Here is a 19,637-nt window from a genome sequence, read left to right on the forward strand (position 1 = left end):
AGAATAAATCGAGAGTTTCAGAGATTCTTAGACTTCCTGTTCTTCCGGTACGTGCAGGCCTACGCCTTCTGCGACGCGGCGGCCGTAATCCGGATCCGCTTTGTAGAAGTGCTTGATCTGGCGGAGTTTGATTTCGTCTTTCTTGACCTGCTTCAAGTCTCCGACAATCGCATCTACCAGACGCTGCTTTTCATCTTCAGCCATAAGGCGGTAAAGATCGCCGGCCTGTGTATAGTGGTCTTCACTGTCATAATTGACGCTGTCAGCCTGGCCTTCAACTTCAAACGGATCGATTCTGCCGCGGTCGGTTTCGGTCGGGCCGTCGAAGCTGTTCGGCTCATAGTTCACAGAGCCTCCGCCGTTTCCGTCCGTTCTCATGAAGCCGTCACGCTGATAGTTGTCCGCGCCGCTTACTGGACGGTTGACCGGAATCTGTTCGTGGTTGGCTCCGACGCGGTAACGATGGGCATCAGAGTAAGCAAACAGGCGTCCCTGAAGCATTTTGTCCGGAGAAGCTTCGATTCCTGGTACAAAGTGACCCGGGGAGAATGCAGCCTGCTCTACTTCGGCGAAATAGTTTTCAGGGTTCTTGTTCAGCACCATCCGGCCTACTTCAATGCGTGGATACTCATCTTTCGGGACGGTCTTGGTTACATCAAAGATGTCCCACTTATGATGCTTGTAATCTTCATACGGAATGATCTGAACGTAAAGCTTCCAGGACGGGAAGTCGCCGTCTTCAATCGCATTGAAGAGATCTTCTGTATGGTAGTCCGGATTTTCACCGGCAATCTTGTCAAATGTCGCCTGATCCAGGGATTTCACGCCCTGTTCACTGATGAAGTGATATTTTACCCAGAATGCTTCGCCTTCCGCGTTCACCCATTTAAAGGTGTGGCTGCCGTAACCGTTCATGTGACGGTACGTTGCCGGAAGTCCACGGTCGCCGTGCAGATAAGTAACCTGATGGAGTGATTCAGGGGAAAGAGACCAGAAGTCCCATACCATGTTCGGATCCTTCAGGTGTGTTCTCGGATCACGCTTTTGCGTGTGGATGAAGTCCGGGAACTTGATCGCATCACGAATAAAGAAGATCGGTGTATTATTGCCGACAAGGTCATAGTTTCCTTCTTCTGTGTAGAACTTCACGGCGAAACCGCGCGGGTCACGTACCGTATCCGCCGAACCTGCTTCTCCTGCAACCGTGGAGAAACGGATGAACATCGGTGTGGTTTTGCCGGCTTCACTCAGGAAGTCCGCCTTTGTGTATTTGGAGATTTCGTCGTTGGTTACTTCAAAGTAGCCGTGTGCTCCGGCACCTTTTGCGTGAACAACACGTTCCGGAATACGTTCACGGTTAAAGTGGGCCAGTTTTTCCAGCAGATGGACGTCCTGAATGACAGTCGGTCCTCTGGATCCGGCTGTAACGGAATGCTGGTTGTCGCCGACCGGCATGCCTGAGCCTGTGGTAAGATTCTTACGGTTATCTTCGCTCATCCATGATCACCTCATTGTTATATTCTTCATAATATATAATAACACTTATTAAGGAAAAATCAATACTAAATTATAATAATTTTAATTAGTGTGCAGGAACGTCGAGTTCCTCTTTTCTGCCCGCTTCTTTTTTCCTATATTAATTATTTTACCAAATAAACAGGATACTGAAAAAAATGCTGCTTGATAAATAAACCGAAAAAAGGGGGATAATTTCTTCTCTCCTCGAAAAAAACAGCGGAAATTGTCATCAATTACAACTCAGAATTGAAAATGGAGTTTGCGTTTCCCCTATTTATTCCAGCAGATAAAAAAACTGCTCCCCCGAAGGGAAGCAGCTCTTCTTTTACTTGTTGACGGCTTCTTTCAGCCCTTTGCCCGGCTTGAACGCCGGCACTTTGCTTGCTGGTATTTTCATAGTTTCTCCTGTCTGCGGGTTACGTCCTTCACGCTCTGCCCGTTCACGGATTTCAAAGTTTCCAAAGCCGATCAACTGGACTTTATCACCGGATTTCAGCGAACTTTCGATCGCTTCCAGCGTGGCGTTCACCGCCGCTTCACTGTCCTTTTTGCTCAAATCCGCTTTCTCTGCAACATCATTAATAAGATCTGTTTTGTTCATTATGCTGCCTCCTTTTCTTCCTGCTACTATTATTCTTTCAAGATAAAATGGAAATATACCTTCTGACTGTACAAATTTTTTTATTATCTTTTATTCATTTCGCCCGGTACCGGTCCCTGACGATCGCCGCAGTCCAGTTTATTAATCTGCCCCATATCTCCTTCGCTGAGTTCAAAATCAAACACGTTGAAGTTTTCTTCGATCCGGGAAGGTGTCACGGACTTTGGAATAACAATAGACTGGTTCTGCAGATGCCAGCGGATGACAACCTGGGCCGGCGTTTTGCCGTGCTTTTCGGCAAGCTCCTGCACCACATTGTCTTCAAGGACTGCTTTGCCCTGCATGAGCGGGCTCCATGCTTCCACATAAATATCGTGGTCCCGGCAGAACTTTTTCATTTTTGTCTGGGCGAAGTAAGGGTGGCACTCCACCTGGTTGACGGCCGGCGGGATTTCACATTCATCCAACAGCCGCTTTAAGTGTTCCTCTTCAAAGTTGCAGACACCGATCGCTTTAATACGGCCGTCCTTGTAGAGCTTTTCCATTGCTTTATAAGTATCGACATAATTATCGTATGCCGGCGTCGGCCAGTGGATCAGATACAAGTCGAGATACTCAAGGCCGAGCTTCTCCATGCTGGTTTCAAACGCCTCCAGTGTCTTGTTGTAGCCCTGGTCTCCGTTCCAGACTTTTGTCGTAATGAACAGATCTTCGCGCGCGATACCGCTTTCTTTGATAGCCTCGCCAACGCCTTCCTCATTTTGATAGGCAGCAGCTGTATCAATTGAGCGGTAGCCTGTTTCAAGCGCCTTCTTCACTGCAGGTACCACTTCATCTGTGCCGACCTGCCAGACGCCGAAACCGAGCTGCGGCATCGTTACTCCGTTATTCAATGTTACATATTCCATGCTTCTTCCACCCTTTCCGTTATTTGACTTGCTTTAGAAAGTATAGCACACGATCAAAACAGATGCTTTATGCGCGCCTTCTATTACAATGAAAAGTGTTCTTTCAGCCATTCCCGGGCACGCGTTCCTTTCACCTCATGACCCCCGTCAAATGGGTCCCATTCCAATTGTCCGGATGCGTTCCTTTCTTTATACTTCTCTTTCAGCCTTCCGACCGCTTCCTCTGCCCCTTGAAAAGGAAATATCGGATCCTGACGCCCGGATTCAATGAATAAGGGACGTGGAGCAATCAGCCCGATATATGTCGGCAGTTCTCCTATTTTTAACAGGCCCGGTATGTAATTATCAAGGCAGTGGTCGAGCGGCCACAGGCTTTCTTTATAGGTGTTAACAAAACCGGAAAGAACCGCAGCCCGGATTCTTTCATCCAGTGCCGCAGTAAATGCCGCAATCAAACCTCCGCCGGAAAACCCCATGATGCCGATGCGGCTCTTTATCACATCGGAGAAAAAGGAAAGGTCATCGAGGAGCAGTCCTGCTTCCTTCACACGCAGGCCGGCCAGAGTTTTTCCGGCGGAAAGCAGCTGCACTGCCATTCTGTAACAGGAATTGGGACGGGCATGGATGATATCTTCCTTCAGCCTGCGGTCTCCGATGCCAACCATCTCCGGGGCAAATACCTTATAGCCCTCTGCGGCAAGTTCTGCCGCAAAATGACGATGAATGCCGTCCTCCCTTATTTCTTCTTCCCCCTTTTCAGTGAGCCCTGCGATTTCCCTGCTGCCGTACCCATGTCCGTGAAGGGCGAGCACGGCAGGGTGCCGGCGCGCTCCGTTTTTCGGCGTCAGTACATACACCGGTCCCGACCGTTCCTCCGTGTAGTGAAAAACATACCGCTCCCGCCGGTACGCCGGCAGTTCTGTACTTTCCATGAGCTCAGGCGGACAATCTGGCTTCTCTTCCTGGAAACTCCCCAGCATTGAAGATAGAACAGCTTTCGTTACAGGCGGCTTCTCCCTAAGGTTGACGGTTTCATGATAAACGTTCTGAAAATATTGGTCTGTTTTATAATCCATAGCATGTCTTTCGATACCGGCCGCCCATATTCCTGCTTCTCCATTTCTGCTATAAGCAGAAAAAAGAGCCAGGACAAAAGAATACGCTCCGTTCGCCCGTTACGGCAGCGGATGAGGAACGGACAAGGAAGGCTTACCAGCCAAACGCCGGCGGTTACCAGCCAATCCCGCCATTGCCGTCCATTTTTGTTCCAGCCTCTTTTTGCCTTTCCTCATAAAAAAACCTCTCTGCAGCATGTAATGTGCTGAAAGAGGCTTCTTATTTATTCTGCAGTTCCTGCACACTCACGCCGGGATCCCACTGTAAATGGGAGAAATCCTGAAACTGCTGCCAGTCTCCACCCCATTCAAAACCGATCAATTTTGCAATGTCCCCTGCTTCCTGCCAGTCCGATTCTCCGTTTCCATTGCCGTCATAGGCTGTATTCCAGGTAACCTGCCCATCCGGCTTTTGTATCGCAAAATCAACGGCCAGCCCGTAGTTGTGATAGGATTCACCACCCTCGGCATAGGTGACAATGCTCCCTTCTTCCGCCCGTCCCTGCGCATAAAGGTTGTCCTGTTCTGCTTCGGAACGGTACCCTTGCGTAATGACAACATCAATTCCCTGCTCAGCCGTCTGCTCCACAAATTCCTGCTTCATCTCTTCCACTTCGGGATGGAGGCTGGACCGGGCCGCCATCTCCTCGATGCGTTCTTCTCTGTCATGATGCCAGGCAGCAAATAGAATGATAGAAAAAATCCCCAGCAATGTCAGATCCCAACCTGAATTTAATGTCATCTTCCGTTCCTTTCTCTCGATGTTACCAGCTAAGATACGGGATGACACGACCCGTGTCAATCGGAAAAAATGCTGTGGTCAGAATGCTTCTGATATATATGATTTTGTGCCCGGTTCCATCGCCTGGAGTGTTACATGAACCACGTAGCTCATCGTCCGCTCTTCTGCTTCTTCGGTTGTGACATGCCGGCGGTTGTTCACTAATGTGGTCATCATCCCCCGCCAGATCATAAGGGTAACGTCAGCAATCATATCCACATTCTCTGATGAGAGAAGGCCTTCTTCCACGGCCCCCTGAAGATAGAGACTGCTTCTTTTTTCCAGATTATGTTCCATAATGAACGGTACAATTTCTTCAGGAATACCGACCAGTTCACTGCTGAACTGGTTATAGTATTCCTGAAGCAGTTCACTCGGCACGGCACCCAGATTATTAATAAATACCGCTGCAAACGTATGAGGATTGCGAAAGGAATGTTTTGTAAAACAGCGCCACGCATGAAGCCAGGTTTCCACCGTGTTATTCCCCTTTTTCATATAAAAGGGGAGCTCCTGCACATATCCCTGCATGAATTTCATCGATGCAAAAAATATCAAATGGGATAGTTCACCAAAATAGTTATAGGCCGTCGCACTTGTGAAGCCTGCCCGTTCCGCCACTTTCCGTATGGTGACCTGTTCCATTCCTTCTTCTTCTATAAGAGCTGCCGTTGCATCTATAAAATAGTGCCACATCCGGCTGCGTTGAATTTCTTTTCTCGTCCTGGTCATCATTTTCCCTCTTTCTGACTCCCTGTTCCTTCCATTATACCGAAAAGCTTTACTCTTTTACAGGCTTCTCCCGTTCCTTCAACCACTTAACCAACGAAGCAGCCAGCAGAATATACATGATTAATACAGGTACAGAAACAAGGACAGAAGAGGTCTGCACCACGTTCAGCCCGCCTACAATAGTGAGGGAAATCGCCAGGGCGGAAAGGACAATCCCCCATAACAGACGCTGCCAGCGCGCCGGTTCTTCGCCTTCCTGTAAATCGGTGGTGGCAATGCCTGCAATAATATAGGTGGCTGAATCCAGTGACGTAGCCAGAAAGATAAAACCGAGCACGGTAAAAAAGATCATGACAAACGTGGATAAGGGGAGTGATTTCAGTACTTCAACGATAACCTGCGGCTCGCTTTCCGCCAGTACGGAAGTTAATGCCCCATTGTCACCCAATTCAATATCTATCGCATATCCTCCAAATACGGCAAAGTATAAAAAGCTTCCAAGCGACCCCCACAAGAGAATGTTGGTAATCATCTCCCGGATGGTTCGTCCTTTGGAAATCCGTGCCACGAACAAGCCGATAAACGGAGCCGTCGCCGCGAACCACGCCCAGTAAAAAACGGTCCATGCCTGCGGAAATCCGCCCTGATTAATAGGATCGGTGTATAAACTCATCCGCATAAAGTTGTTCAGCATTAAACCAAGACTGTCCGTAAAATAGGTTAATATAAATAACGTCGGACCGGTAATGAGTACAAAAACAGCCAGAGCCAGCGCTATATAAATATTCCAGTCACTCAGTTTGCGGATACCCTTGTACAGACCCAGATAGGCACTCGCGCTGAAAATAATCGTCCAAATGATAATAATGGCAATACTGAGTGGAAGAGAAGGTTCAATGCCAAGCAGTTCCGCACTAACATGCGCCACCATCGGCACACCGAGTCCGAGCGACGTCGAAAGTCCGCCGATCATACTCCAGATAACCAGAATATCAATAACTTTACCGATCCATCCATCGGCGTATTTTCCGAGAATCCCCCGGCAGGCCGCGCTGATCTTCAGGGAAGGATCCTTCCGCACGAAAAAGGAGTACGCAATCACGACAGCCGGCAGCGCGTACAGCGCCCATGCGGATATCCCCCAGTGGAACAAACCGTAGGCCACCGCCCATTCGGCCGCTTTTGTACTTTCTGCTTCGATACCGAACGGTGGTCCAGTGTAATAATAAAGGGGTTCGACAATGGACCAGAACATAATACTGGTCCCCATGCTTGCACAAAACAACATGCCTCCCCAGCTGAATCTCGAAAACTCCGGGCGGTCTTCGGGTCCGCCCATCTTCACCTTGCCGAATCTGCCGAAAATAAGCCATAACAGCAGAATAAATAGTCCGATCGTCAGAAATTCAAATGCCCAGTCGAGGCGGAACGTTAAGTCTGTCAGAATATTGGTCAATACCGGGCCGGCACTTTCCTGAAAAATCACCAGGGTGAAAGTAAGCAGCACCGTGATGATGACGGCCGGCCAGAAAATGGAATGATCTATTTTGCTGTGTTTCATACTACCTCCCTCTTTGTAATTAATTATTCTTTAATCAGCATGTCTTCATACGAGCGTGGATAATGGGTAATGCTGCGGGAGCCGTCTTCTGTGACAATCACCGTATCCGAGTGGCGGAAACCGCCGACACCCGGCACATAGATTCCCGGCTCTATCGTGTATACCATTCCCTCTTTGAGAATCCGTTCATTATCAAACCGCAGGTAAGGTTCTTCATGTTCGGATAAACCAAGACCATGGCCGATACGGTGGTCAATATAATCTTCGTAACCAGCTTCTTTAATCACCTGATATGCAGCCAGGTCTACATCACACGCCCGGACGCCCGGTTTGACAGCTTTCATCCCTGCCTCCTGGGCATCAATGGCCAGCTTTAATAATTTCTTCTGTTCTTCGGTAGCTTTGTCTTTGAATAAAAAGGTCCGTTCATTTTCAGCCCGGTATCCATTTATCCATACCTGGCGGCTGTGGACGACAGGATCACCGCTTTCAAACGTCCGGGTGCTGGAATAAAGATGCGGCATCGCACTTCGTTTCACTCCGGAGCACGTCCAGTTTTCATATCCGACGACTACCTCCGGATATTTTTCCGACACAGCCTGGAGCAGAGCCTGATCCCCATACGAATCAAACTCCAGTTCACTCATGCCGGTACTTAAATGGGTAAAGGAAGCCTCCAGCGCTACATCCGATAATCTTCCTGCTTCATCGAGCCATTGTATTTCTTCTTCATCCTTTACACTGCGGAGTTCAATAATATCTCTGCCGATATCCACCACGTCATGTCCGCGGTCCAGAACCGCCTGATACACATAAGCCGGCAGAATCTCAAATTCAACTCCTATTTTTGTTTCAGACGGAAGTTCCTCCAGCAGGCGCATAAAGGGGTCAAGGAAAGATGTATCATTACTGCCTTTATTATATCTTTCATGGTACACATAAAACTGATTGGTATGGGCATTTTCCTCCGCGTGCAGATCTTCAAGCTCCGGTATAATATAGGTCGTTTTCTCCGGGTAAATCCAGTAAACAATGGGACGGGAATACGATATGGCCTTGAATCCACTGAAATAGTATTGATTGTCCGGATCCCATAATATAACGGTATTCACCTGTTTCTGTTCCATCCGCCGGCGCAGAGCATGCAGCCGATCTTTAACGTTTTCTGCCGGAATACTCATCATCTACCTCCATTAACTTGTTAATTTTATGAACATGTTCATATAAAAAACATGATAACAGTACAGTTGAAGAGCTTCAACTATTTTTCAGAAAATTTAGCGTATTTCAGCGATATAATGACATATTCCGCGTTATCGTATCTTTTTTGCTCCTTATTCCCTTATATCAATAGAAAAAAAGCGTGAAGTCCTCATATAAGACCTCACGATTTATCTTCTATATTACCATTGTCTAAAACAGGAAGCGTAAAATAAAACACACTCCCTTCTCCTTTCCGGCTGTCCACTCCCATTTCTCCACCGTGCGCGTGCACAATTTCCGCGGCAATGGCAAGTCCCAGTCCGACCCCTTCCTGACCTTGAATCTTATTTGTCTTTCCTTTAAAAAAACGTTTGAATACATTCGGGAGTTCATGCTGGTCAATCCCTGCTCCGTTATCCCTGACAGCTATGGTGACGAACGATTTCTCAAGCTCGCTGTCTTCCCGGAGTGCCAGAGAAATATCTCCCTTTGGCGGAGTGAATTTTTTTGCATTCAACAGCAGATTGGAGACCACCTGCTCCACCCGGACCGGGTCCATAAACACGAACACCGGCAGCTTTTCCGGGGAAAGGCCATCCTCCAGTGTGAACGAAATATCCTTTGTTTCTATTTCTTCCTTATACATGAAAAACAGCGTCTGGACATATTCCAGGATGTCTCTCTGTTCGAATTCATAAGTAATTCTGCCTGATTCCAGTTTAGCCAGCTCCCGCAAATCATCGATAATTTTCTGAAGAAATATCGTTTTATTATAGACGAGCTCCAGGTATTTCGGATTGTTTCTGTCAACGACGCCGTCCATCATTCCTTTAATATAGCCCTGGATCGATGTCAAAGGGGTTCCCAGTTCGTGGGAAATGTTGGACATCAGCTCCTGGCGGGCGTGATGCATGCGTTCCAGACTGTGATTGGCATCTTCGAGCTCCTGGTTGGTTTCAGAAAGTTTGCGGGTCCGCTGCTTCACCTGCTCTTCGAGGGTCTGATTCGTTCTTTCCAGCTGTCTCGACAGCTTCCTGGATTGATTCAGAGCTCGTGTGAAGCGGCTTGACAGAATAAAAGATTGGGCAAAAAGATAGAAAAACATTCCAATAGAAACGGTTTCTCCGGTATTGATGAGGTGATTGTAATGCAGGACATCATTTAGAACGAAAGCAAGCAGTATCAGCATGGCCGCCGTGTGCGCGCGTGCTCCCCGGCGTTTCCGGCGCAGCGCCGTCCCGAGGACGAAGATAAGGTATAGTAGCGCAAGGATGGAACCTGCCTGCAGCACGATCATGCCTTCTGTATAAATGTCAGCCGGCGTGACCAGGATAAACAGCGCCAGCAGCGAAAACAGAGTCAGGAATCCGTTGCGTATATAACGATTCATATCATGCCGGTACTGGGTATAAATAAACAGCAGAAAGCAGCTGATGGCGGCGCACGAGCTCCAATATTCCAGTTTCAGGGTCCATTCCCACGGTACACCTGAAAAAAACCGGAGGAACAGCACTTCACCGAGCAGCAGCGTGCGGGCGGCAACAGCCAGACAAACGCCCCCGAAATAGAGTGGAGCAAGGTCCTGCGGCCGCAGGATAAATATACCTAGATGATACAGTCCCATCACCAGAAGACTGACGACAAGAAATACTTCTCCAGCCACATTCTGGTCTCTCATCTGCTGGATCTCTTCCGCTTTTCCAATGTAGAAAGAGTCCCACCAACCTGATTTACGCTGGTAAAACTCTGATACGTGAAGAACGAGATCGATCGTATTCGACTGCGGCTGGAAGTAGGCGATCTGCGGGTGATGCTCCGGTTCCATCGCGGCCTGGTTCGTGCCGGGTTCTCCAATCCCGGCAACGACCTCTCCGTTGATCCATAACGTGTAGGCTGTCGCTATTTCCGGTATGTATAAGCCGGCAGTATCGTTTTGCATGTTTTCAGGAAGGTCTATTTCCAGATGGTACGTCCCGTATCCTTCATCCGGAAGCGGCCCGATTTCCGACTTTATATCAGACCAGGCCCCTGGTGTTTCCACGTATTGCGGCGTCAGCCCGGTTCCGGATAACGAAGCGGGACCGGCGAACTCCTGCCAGTAAAACGCCCACTCTCCGTCCAGCGTATACACCATGTCTTTTGTGCTGTCATCCGGCATAGACAATGTCCCGTCCACTGCCTCCGGGCTCTCTGTCTGCACTTGACTTCCGCAGCCTGCCGACCCTGCCGCCAAAAGGATGAACAGCATATAAATGATCCATCTCATCGCGCACCCGCCCCATATACGTAAAAAGAAGAATGATTCTCTTCCATACTATATGCAAAGTATATCATACAAACGACCTATGCAGTTTCCTTTAAGATTCCATTGGGCATTGGTTTACCGTCCTTCCCCTCTCCCGTTGTCCTGCAGGCAGAACCCTAGACTTGGGAACTTATTTTTTTCTATTATTGTTGATTTTCAATAGATAGTTAACATTTATATTCTTATTTTTTCTATTTATATGTTATACGATATATTTGTAAGCGTTTACTTTATAGAAAGGGGACAGGATGATGAAAAGGTCAGCCGTATTATTATCCGCTGCCATGATATGTTCCATGTCGGTACCACATGGGGCGGGAGCTGCTGCCGGCAGCTCGGACGAATCACAGCCTCAGGTACAGCTGGAGGAACTGGACCGCGGGCTGAAAGCTGTTTCCACCTCCGAAGGGGTCTTTTTAAGCTGGCGCCTTTCGGCTGGAGAAGTCAACGGACACTCCGACACCGGCCTGACCGGTGAAGATTTTTATGTATACCGTAACGGCAGACAGATTGCAGAAGTGAAGGACAGCACCAACTTTCTCGATGAAAATGGAGATGACGATGATGAGTACGCCGTACAGCCAACGGAAGGCAGAGAATTAAGCAAAAAGGTAACCCCATGGGACGACAACTACCATGAACTGCCGCTGAATAAACCCGAGGACGGCGTAACGCCCGCCGGCGAATCCTATACGTATCACGCCAATGATATGAGTGTCGGGGATGTTAACGGAGACGGACAGTATGAATACGTCGTGAAATGGGATCCGGATAATTCCAAAGATGTATCCCAGAACGGCTATACCGGAAACACCTATATCGATACGTATACCTATGAAGGAGAGCTGCTTTACCGGATTGACCTCGGCGTCAATATCCGCTCCGGCGCTCATTACACCCAATTTCTCGTCAGCGATTTTGACAATAACGGCAAAGCGGAACTCATGTTCAAAACCGCTCCCGGAACAAAAATCATAAAATATAATGAGAACGGGGAGAAGGCGTCAGAAGAATACATCACGATGCCCGAAGATGATAAACAGGACGGTTACAGTCATTCGGATGATTACCGGATGAGCAGTGAAGATTACTATCATCATATTGTCGACATGTTTATGGGCTGGCATGAACACGAAGAAGTGAAGAACGGCAGCTGGCCGGAAACACTCGAAGAAAGTTTCGGCATCAAGCCGCGTTACGAATATCCGTTATCCAGAGAAGACGCGGAAAGTCTTGCCGATTATTTCATGGATGAGTATGCCCCGGAGCGCAGCGAACGCAATAATCTTCGGGAACTGGAAGGCTTTATTATAGATGGACCGGAGTATCTCACGGTATTCGATGGGGAATCCGGTGATGAGCTGGAGACGATTGATTATAAACCGGCGCGGCATGATGATGGCTTGATGTGGGGAGATTACGCCATGAGCCGGATTGAGCCCGGGAACCGGGTCGACCGCTTCCTGGCAGGTACGGCCTATCTGGACGGCGAAAAACCATATGCCGTATTTGCCCGCGGCTATTACACAAGGTCAGCGCTTGTCTCCTACAGCTGGGACGGTGAATCACTGGAGGAACATTGGTACGTGGACAGCGGCTGGCCCCCGATGGACAATCCATTTAATGACAGTCCTCACGGTACACCTGGAACCAATGAAGAATTCAGCTCTCTCACAACGCAGGGAAATCATTCCTTCAGTACCGCGGATGTAGATGAAGATGGCAAACATGAAATCATATACGGATCGGCAACGATTGATCATGACGGTTCACTACTCTATAGTTCCTTTGAGACCCTTCCGGAAGAAAGCGCGGATTCCGGGGCAGAAGCACGGCTCGGTCACGGAGATGCCATGCATGTCGCTGATATTGATCCGGACCGCGAAGGTCTGGAGATTTTCACCGTTCATGAAGGCGGCGTTTCCGCTCCATACGGATTTTCACTGCGTGATGCAGAAACCGGAGAAGTTCTCTACGGTGAATATACCGGAGAAGATACAGGCCGCGGCATGATCGGCGATATCGATCCGGACCGTGAAGGACTGGAAACATGGGCGGAAGGCTTATGGACCGCGGACGGGGAACAGATCAGCGATCAAATGCCAGGCACCAACATGAACATTAAATGGTCCGCAGACCTTACAACCCAGATTATTGACGGAGCCATCGACGAAACACCGGTCATTAACGACTGGCAGGATGGCACGGTACTCACCGCAGAAGGAACAAGGACAAATAACTATACGAAAGGAAATCCGGGACTGGTCGCAGATGTATTCGGAGACTGGCGCGAAGAGATGCTCGTTCGGACAGAAGACAGCTCGGCCATCCGCATCTATATGAATACGGAAGTGACCGATCACAAGCTTTATACGCTCATGCATGACCCGCAGTACCGGACCGGCATTTCCTGGCAGAACTCCGGATATAACCAGCCGACTTATCCAAGTTTCTATTTCGCTTCAGACATGGACTGGGAAGACGTGACGGTGCCAGAGATGGAGTCGGAGGATCCACTCCAGCAGCTGCGAAACACCTTTGATACGTATACCGAAAACGGGGAAGTAACCGGCCCGCTCGAGCGGAAACTCAGTAACAGCCTGCGTCAGGCAGAACATCACGCCGGGAAAGGACACACGAAACAGGCCCGGCATTTCATGAACAAATTCACCTCTCAACTGTCGATGCCGGTCCATGAGAGACATATCACTCAGGAAGCAAGACAGGATCTGAAGCAGCATGCGCTCACTGTACAACAGAACTGGAAAAAAGAATAATTTAAAAACCTCTTGCCGGGAAGGGCAAGAGGTTTTTCATGCAGAAGATCAGCTGGATGCTGCATGTTCTTCATCCTGTTGATAGTTGGCTGCTTTCTCGTCTTTTCTCGAACGAAGCAGAAAGGATAACAGCAGCCCAATAAACGCAAGGATGGTACTTCCCATAAAAGCCCACTGGTAGCCGTTCAATTGCGCCATCTGCATCATTTCCGAGCCTGCTTCGCCTTCTGTCAGCCCGGATCCGGAAGCGTCCGCTCCGTACCGCGCCGCACCGAGACCTACCATCGTTACAAGCATGGCGGTACCCAGAGACGCAGAAATCTGCTGCATCGTGTTCATCATCGCCGAGCCGTGCGAATACCATTTTTCCGGCAGCTGGTTTAACGCAGAGGTCGCGACCGGCATCATCGCAAACGACAAACCAAACATACGGATCGCATAAATCGTGGATAAGTAGGCAAACGAAGTGTCCAACGTAATGTTGGTAAACAGGAATGTCGTCACCGTCACAATCGACAGACCAGTGATTGCCAGCCATTTTGCCCCGAACTTATCAAACAGATGACCTGTGATCGGTGACATGATACCAATCACTACAGCTCCTGGCAGCAGCATCAACCCGGATTCAAACGGCGTAAAACCGATGACATTCTGCATATACAGCGGCAGCAGCGTTTCCGCACCGATCATGGAAACCAGAACAGCCATTGTAATCACAATGGATATCGAAAAGATCGGAAACTGAAAAATTCGGAACTCCAGCATCGGCACATGCAGGCGGAGCTGCCGGCGTATAAAGAAGAAAAGCACCACAAGGCCGCCGAAGATGCTGACGAGCACTGACGGACCACTCCACCCGCTTTCGGCGACCGTACTGAATCCATACAGAATCCCTCCGAAACCAAAGGAAGACAGAATAATCGAAGGAACATCTATCTTCGGTTTCGTCAGCTCGGTTACGTTCTGAATGCAGAGATAAGCCAGCGTGATCGTCACGGCGACGATAGGAAGCACGGTATAAAACAACGCTCGCCATTCAAAATGTTCCAGCAGCCACCCTGACAACGTCGGCCCGATCGCGGGGGCAAACGAAATGACCACACCAGCAAGCCCCATCGCGAGACCGCGCCTCTCCAGGGGCACAATCGTGAGCAGCACCGTCATTAAAAGGGGCAGCATAATACCGGATCCCGCTGCCTGGATGATACGTGCAAGAACGAGTACGGAAAAGGACGGAGCCAGTGCGGCAACAAGTGTCCCCAGCCCGAATAACCCGATAGCGCTCAAAAACAGTCCCCGTGTCGTAAAGCGTTCAATCAGAAACGCCGACACCGGAATCATAATACCATTTGTTAACAGAAATACCGTTGTCAGCCACTGGACCGTGCTTTCTTCCAGGGCAAATACATCCATGATCGTAGGAAGAGCTGTCGCCAGCAGCGTTTCATTGATGATTCCCATAAATGCACCAGCCATGAGCGCCGCAATCATCAGCCCTTTCTGCAGCGGCGGCAGGTGCCAGGAATCATTCGTTAATGTATTCATAATCAGATACGTCTCCTTTCCATTCTTTCCAGTGGTGAATGACAGCCTCGGTTCTTGTTGATAAATAAGGGCGTTGATGCAGAGCCCCGAGGAGCGCCTCCATTAAAAATCCGCGCGGAAAATCATGTTCCAGTTCTTCCAGAGCCAGTTCAATGGTCTGCTTATCTTTTCGGATCTTCTCATCCGACAAGCGGCTGTTGACCTCCGCGAGTAGAAGCTGCAGCTGTTTTTTCATACCGTTCCTGCCCGTAAAGGCCGCCAGCGGCTCTTCTGTATCCGCGGGGAGTACAGGCTCCAGCCGCGACAACTGCTGTACAAGCGCATAGAGCGTCTCAAAAATAAACCGTGCCGTCGTCACCAGGGACAACGGCTGGTTGTGCCACATCATAAGCATTAAGTATTCTTTCAGCACGCCTTCCATGACAGCGGTCAGATCCCGGAGAAACGGTTCCGCTTCGCTGCCGAACGCTTCTTTCAGGGACTGCTGGTGCCAGCTTCTCAGTACCGTCTGAAACTCTTTGATTTTTTTGTTCACTTCACTGTTTTCCGTCGGCTTAAATTCGGTGAACAGAATCCGGAAAAACGAACGGTATTCGACGGACTTTTCCAGTTCCAGACGTATTTTTGATATCAGTTGTTCATGAGCTGGAATGTCCCTGTCGGAATGGTAGAACTCTGCTTCGTTAAGCAGGTTAATCTGATGATTTTCAAGGAGGGTCAGCATCATCCCTTCTTTAGAAGCAAAGTGCTTGTAAAACGCACCTTTTGAAATCCCGCAGGCCTCTGTAATCTGCTGTATTGAAGTGAAATGATATCCTTTTTCGGAAAACAGCTGAATCGCTGTATCCATGATTTCCTGCTTCTTATCACTCACCATCCTCCCTCCTTTTGACCAACCAGTCACAAAAAGTAATTATTGAGTCACAAAATACATCATAGACCTTTTCCCCCTCACCGTCAACGGATCTGCCTTCTTTCCTTTTGAATCAATCGTGTTTGTTTTCCTGCCGAATTGTCGTCAAACGTTTTCATCAAAATATGTTCCCCAATCAGGCTGTGTTCCGTTAATATCCGTGAAGCCATATTCCTTGGCCAAATCCCATGATCCTAATACATTTCCTGTTTTTTGGAACACATTCTTATCACTTGCCAGAGCAGCGATCCCTTTTCCAACATAAAAAGGAGATTCCGATGCAATAAAATGCGGTTCAACTTTGGCTCCTTCCTGCCAGTTTTCCTCTGTCACCCCGAAGTGCTGAAGCACCGCTTCAGATCGAAGAAATCCCGGTGTGACAGCGATAGAAGTAATATGATGCTTTTTTAGATCATGTGCCATGGCTTCTGCTAAATGAATCACTGATATTTTTGCAAGACTGTAAAAAAGATTCCCTCTATAGTAGTAATTGATGCCGTCTGTAATTTCTATAACCAGCCCTTGGCCACGTTTTACCATCAATGGTATACCATAGTGACTAGTGATGATATGGGAGTGGACAGCTTGTTCTTGCATTTTTAATCCGTCATGCAGACTATGTTCCCAGAAAGTTTGATCCCAATTGGTTAATGGGTCGCCTCCCCAAACATCATTGACAAGAATATCAAGTTGTCCGTTTTGTTCTTTTTTAATTTGTTCAAAAAGTACTTTAACATCACTTTCAACAGTATGGTCCACTTGAACGGGTATGCCTCTCCCCCCTTTTTGTGTGACCTGTTCAGCCGTGTCTTCAATGGTTTCAGGTCGACCCATCGGGGAAGGATTCCCCCTAACACTGCGACCGGTGACATACACAGTAGCACCGGCTTGGCCAAGCATAGCAGCAATGGCTCTCCCAGCTCCACGAGTAGCACCAGCTACGACCGCGACTTTGCCTTCCAACGGATTCATATGGCTTCCATCTCCTTTCCTTGCCTTCAGGAAGAGTATACAATGGAAACACGACATCTTCTGTCATAATAAATAATATTTACAAATTATATTCAGAAAAAGGAAGCAAACGTGACGTTTGACCAGATGCGGATCCCCCAAATGTCATCATGAACGGCTTTATGTTACGTTTATTTGTAAATTCACCATGAAAAAGGAACTTAAGGACAGGCGATGCGCAGGAGGGACAGACAACTCCGAACATGTTCTGCACAGCTTTTATTTGGCGGCTGGCGTATTCAGGACAACAACACTTGAAAAATGGGTAGCAAAGGAGAATAGGAGACACTTTGCAAGCTTCAGCTTGTTATATTGTTCAATAAATTATGGTTATAGACATTTTGACCTCCTTTTTTCTATCCTGTGTCTCGGAAATAATTATTATGGACATTCCAAGCCGATGAATGTCCATAAAAGAGAGCTTTCTTATGTAAAAAGCAGAAGGAGCTGCCTCCTGAGGACAGCTCCTTCTTATTTACCCCTGCTGGGATGTTGGACGTACCAGTATTTCGTTGATCGCTACTTCTTCCGGCTGTTCGATCGCATACCGGATGGTACTTGCGATATCTTTCGGCTGAATCGGGGTCATGTTCGAGTTTTCGAACCCTTTCAGCACGTCTTCATCGGTAATGGTTTCCGGAAGTTCCGTCTCCACCATCCCCGGTGAAATAATGGTGGTTCGGATATTACTCTCTGCAAGCGCTTCTTCTTGGCGCAGTCCTTCCGTGATGGTACGCACCGCGTGCTTCGTTCCGCTGTATACCGACATGCCGGGGCCGACCGTGTGACCGGCAACAGAAGAAATGTTAATAATATGTCCTGCTTTCTGCTCCCGCATTGTCGGAAGGACGGCTGCAACACCGTAAAGAACGCCTTTTATGTTGACGTCCACCATTTTATCCCATTCATCAACTTTCAGCTTATCCATAAAGGAAAGCGGCATCAATCCGGCGTTATTCACGAGTACATCGATCCTGCCGTACTGATCTAGAGCTGTCTGCGCAAGTTCCTGGAGCTGTTCCCGCGATGTAACGTCGGTTACTTTATATACGGCATCACCGCCGCTTTGCTTGATTTCTTCCGTTAATTCCTGGAGGCGTTCTTCCCGGCGGGCGGCAAGGACAAGCTTTGCGCCGTTGTCTGCCAGTTCTTTTGCTGTGCCTTCTCCGATACCACTCGAAGCACCGGTCATAAGGACGACTTTATCGTTCAGGTTGGACAAAATGGGTTCCTCCTTTATGATATCGTTCCCTTATTATTGTAGTAAAAAGCGTTCCTTATCCAAAAAGAAACGCTTCAACCATTTGTTCACAGCTCAAACCAGCGGTTGTGTACCACTTTCTGATACCAATAATAGCTTTCTTTTTCCGTCCGCACCTGCGTCCGGTAATTCACATGAACCAGTCCGAAACGCATCGTATAGCCTTCCGCCCATTCAAAGTTGTCCATAAGCGACCATACAATATATCCTTTCACATTCACCCCGGATTCGATACTGCGCTGTACTGCCGTTATATGTCTTTTCAAATAATCAATCCGTCCGGTATCCATCACCCGGCCGTTTTCTACTTCGTTATTGAAACAGGCCCCGTTCTCCGTAATGTAAATCGGCACCTGTCCGTACTTCTCTGTAATATGGGTCAACACGTTAAAGAAGCCTTCCGGATAAATGGGCCAGCCTATATCCGTCCGGTTATAGCCCATATCCACATCCTCGGAATCGAGCAGGCCGCTGTCTTTTTTATACCGTGCCACACTGCCATCGTAGTAATTAATCCCAAGAAAATCGACCGGCTCTTTAATCAGCTCAAAATCCCCGTCTTCTGTCCTTAATTCGGCTCCGTTTTCCGCGAACCAATCCACCATAAAGGAAGGGTAGCTTCCTTTAAAGACAGGATCCAGGAACCATTCTATCAGCCACCCCACTTCCCGGCGGCACGCTTCTTTATCTTCCGCATTTGTACTGAACGGCTCTTTCCATGTCGTATTCGGCGCAAAACCAATCTCTCCTTCCACACCGAGCTCCCGAAAACGGCGGACAGCTTTGCCGTGTGCCACCAAAAGATGATGGCTGATATCCACAGCCAGCTGCAGGTCCTGATTACCGGGGGCATGCACGCCGATATAATTGGACAAAAAGGAGATGCACCATGGTTCATTAATCGTAATCCATTTCTTTATTTTTCCGCGGAATTCCTGAAACATCAGCTCCGCATACTCCACAAAACATTCGATATTTTCCCGGTTTCCCCACCCGCCTTTGTCCTGCAGCGATTGGGGGAGATCCCAGTGGTACAACGTACAGACAGGTTCTATGCCTTTTTCGAGCAGCCCATCCACCAGCCTGTGGTAATAATCCAGTCCTTGGCGGTTCACCTTCCCCGTACCATCAGGAAGAATTCTCGGCCAGGAGACAGAGAAACGGTAAATATCCACGCCGAGACGGTCAAGAAGAGCAATATCTTCTTCCACGCGGTGGTAGCTGTCACATGCCGTATCGCCGTTGTCCCCGTTTTTCACGTTTCCCGGCGTATGGGAAAACGTGTCCCAGATCGAGGCTTTTCTTCCTCCTTCAAACGCAGCTCCTTCAATTTGATATGCGGCAGTAGCCGCCCCTAATTTAATATCGTCCGGCAGTTGGATGATCGTCATTTAAAATCTCCTTTG

The 19,637-nt window shown here is 48.5% G+C and carries 15 protein-coding genes; 1 reads left to right on the top strand and 14 read right to left on the bottom strand.

What is annotated here, in order from left to right; all coding sequences use genetic code 11:
- Positions 1-27: 27 nt before the first annotated feature.
- From ACW9JV_RS17290 to ACW9JV_RS17330, 9 genes are all read right to left on the bottom strand, one after another.
- Positions 28-1,497: a catalase gene (locus tag ACW9JV_RS17290; protein ID WP_457336736.1), complete on the bottom strand. Its 1,470-nt coding sequence runs from the start codon at positions 1,495-1,497 to the stop codon at positions 28-30.
- Between the two features lie 346 nt (positions 1,498-1,843).
- Positions 1,844-2,119 carry an HU family DNA-binding protein gene (locus ACW9JV_RS17295; protein WP_457336738.1) on the bottom strand — a complete coding sequence of 92 codons (276 nt, stop codon included), beginning with the start codon at positions 2,117-2,119 and terminating at the stop codon, positions 1,844-1,846.
- 83 nt (positions 2,120-2,202) lie between these two features.
- A complete protein-coding gene (locus ACW9JV_RS17300; RefSeq protein ID WP_457336740.1) occupies positions 2,203-3,027 on the bottom strand; it encodes an aldo/keto reductase in 825 nt (274 codons plus the stop codon).
- Between the two features lie 83 nt (positions 3,028-3,110).
- Entirely contained in the window at positions 3,111-4,103 is a 993-nt protein-coding gene (locus ACW9JV_RS17305) for an alpha/beta hydrolase family protein (protein ID WP_457336742.1), read from the bottom strand.
- Between the two features lie 259 nt (positions 4,104-4,362).
- Positions 4,363-4,884 (bottom strand): M15 family metallopeptidase, encoded by a 522-nt coding sequence (locus ACW9JV_RS17310; protein ID WP_457336744.1) that lies wholly within the window; start codon positions 4,882-4,884, stop codon positions 4,363-4,365.
- Between the two features lie 78 nt (positions 4,885-4,962).
- Positions 4,963-5,655, bottom strand: a complete 693-nt coding sequence (locus ACW9JV_RS17315) for a TetR/AcrR family transcriptional regulator (RefSeq protein ID WP_457336746.1) — start codon at positions 5,653-5,655, stop codon at positions 4,963-4,965.
- Between the two features lie 49 nt (positions 5,656-5,704).
- Positions 5,705-7,216 (bottom strand): BCCT family transporter, encoded by a 1,512-nt coding sequence (locus ACW9JV_RS17320; protein WP_457336748.1) that lies wholly within the window; start codon positions 7,214-7,216, stop codon positions 5,705-5,707.
- A gap of 23 nt (positions 7,217-7,239) precedes the next feature.
- A complete protein-coding gene (locus ACW9JV_RS17325; protein ID WP_457336750.1) occupies positions 7,240-8,397 on the bottom strand; it encodes a M24 family metallopeptidase in 1,158 nt (385 codons plus the stop codon).
- Between the two features lie 203 nt (positions 8,398-8,600).
- Complete coding sequence (locus tag ACW9JV_RS17330; protein ID WP_457336752.1) at positions 8,601-10,685, bottom strand: ATP-binding protein; 2,085 nt, start codon at positions 10,683-10,685, stop codon at positions 8,601-8,603.
- 287 nt (positions 10,686-10,972) lie between these two features.
- Between ACW9JV_RS17330 and ACW9JV_RS17335 the strand changes: the two genes are divergently transcribed.
- On the top strand, positions 10,973-13,501 hold the full coding sequence (locus ACW9JV_RS17335; RefSeq protein WP_457336754.1) for a rhamnogalacturonan lyase: 2,529 nt from the start codon (positions 10,973-10,975) through the stop codon (positions 13,499-13,501).
- A gap of 48 nt (positions 13,502-13,549) precedes the next feature.
- On the opposite strand, the gene ACW9JV_RS17340 is transcribed toward ACW9JV_RS17335, so the two are convergent.
- The 5 genes from ACW9JV_RS17340 to ACW9JV_RS17360 form a co-directional block, all read right to left on the bottom strand.
- Positions 13,550-15,046, bottom strand: a complete 1,497-nt coding sequence (locus tag ACW9JV_RS17340) for an MDR family MFS transporter (RefSeq protein WP_457336756.1) — start codon at positions 15,044-15,046, stop codon at positions 13,550-13,552.
- Positions 15,027-15,920: a TetR/AcrR family transcriptional regulator gene (locus ACW9JV_RS17345; protein ID WP_457336758.1), complete on the bottom strand. Its 894-nt coding sequence runs from the start codon at positions 15,918-15,920 to the stop codon at positions 15,027-15,029. The genes ACW9JV_RS17340 and ACW9JV_RS17345 overlap by 20 nt, the downstream gene beginning before the upstream one ends.
- A gap of 144 nt (positions 15,921-16,064) precedes the next feature.
- On the bottom strand, positions 16,065-16,931 hold the full coding sequence (locus ACW9JV_RS17350) for an SDR family oxidoreductase (protein ID WP_457336760.1): 867 nt from the start codon (positions 16,929-16,931) through the stop codon (positions 16,065-16,067).
- A 514-nt stretch (positions 16,932-17,445) separates the two neighbouring features.
- Entirely contained in the window at positions 17,446-18,192 is a 747-nt protein-coding gene (locus ACW9JV_RS17355) for an SDR family oxidoreductase (protein ID WP_457336762.1), read from the bottom strand.
- Positions 18,193-18,278: 86 nt separating this feature from the next.
- Positions 18,279-19,622, bottom strand: a complete 1,344-nt coding sequence (locus ACW9JV_RS17360) for a GH1 family beta-glucosidase (RefSeq protein ID WP_457336764.1) — start codon at positions 19,620-19,622, stop codon at positions 18,279-18,281.
- Positions 19,623-19,637 lie beyond the last annotated feature (15 nt).

It is taken from the genome of Salibacterium sp. K-3 (assembly GCF_054052005.1).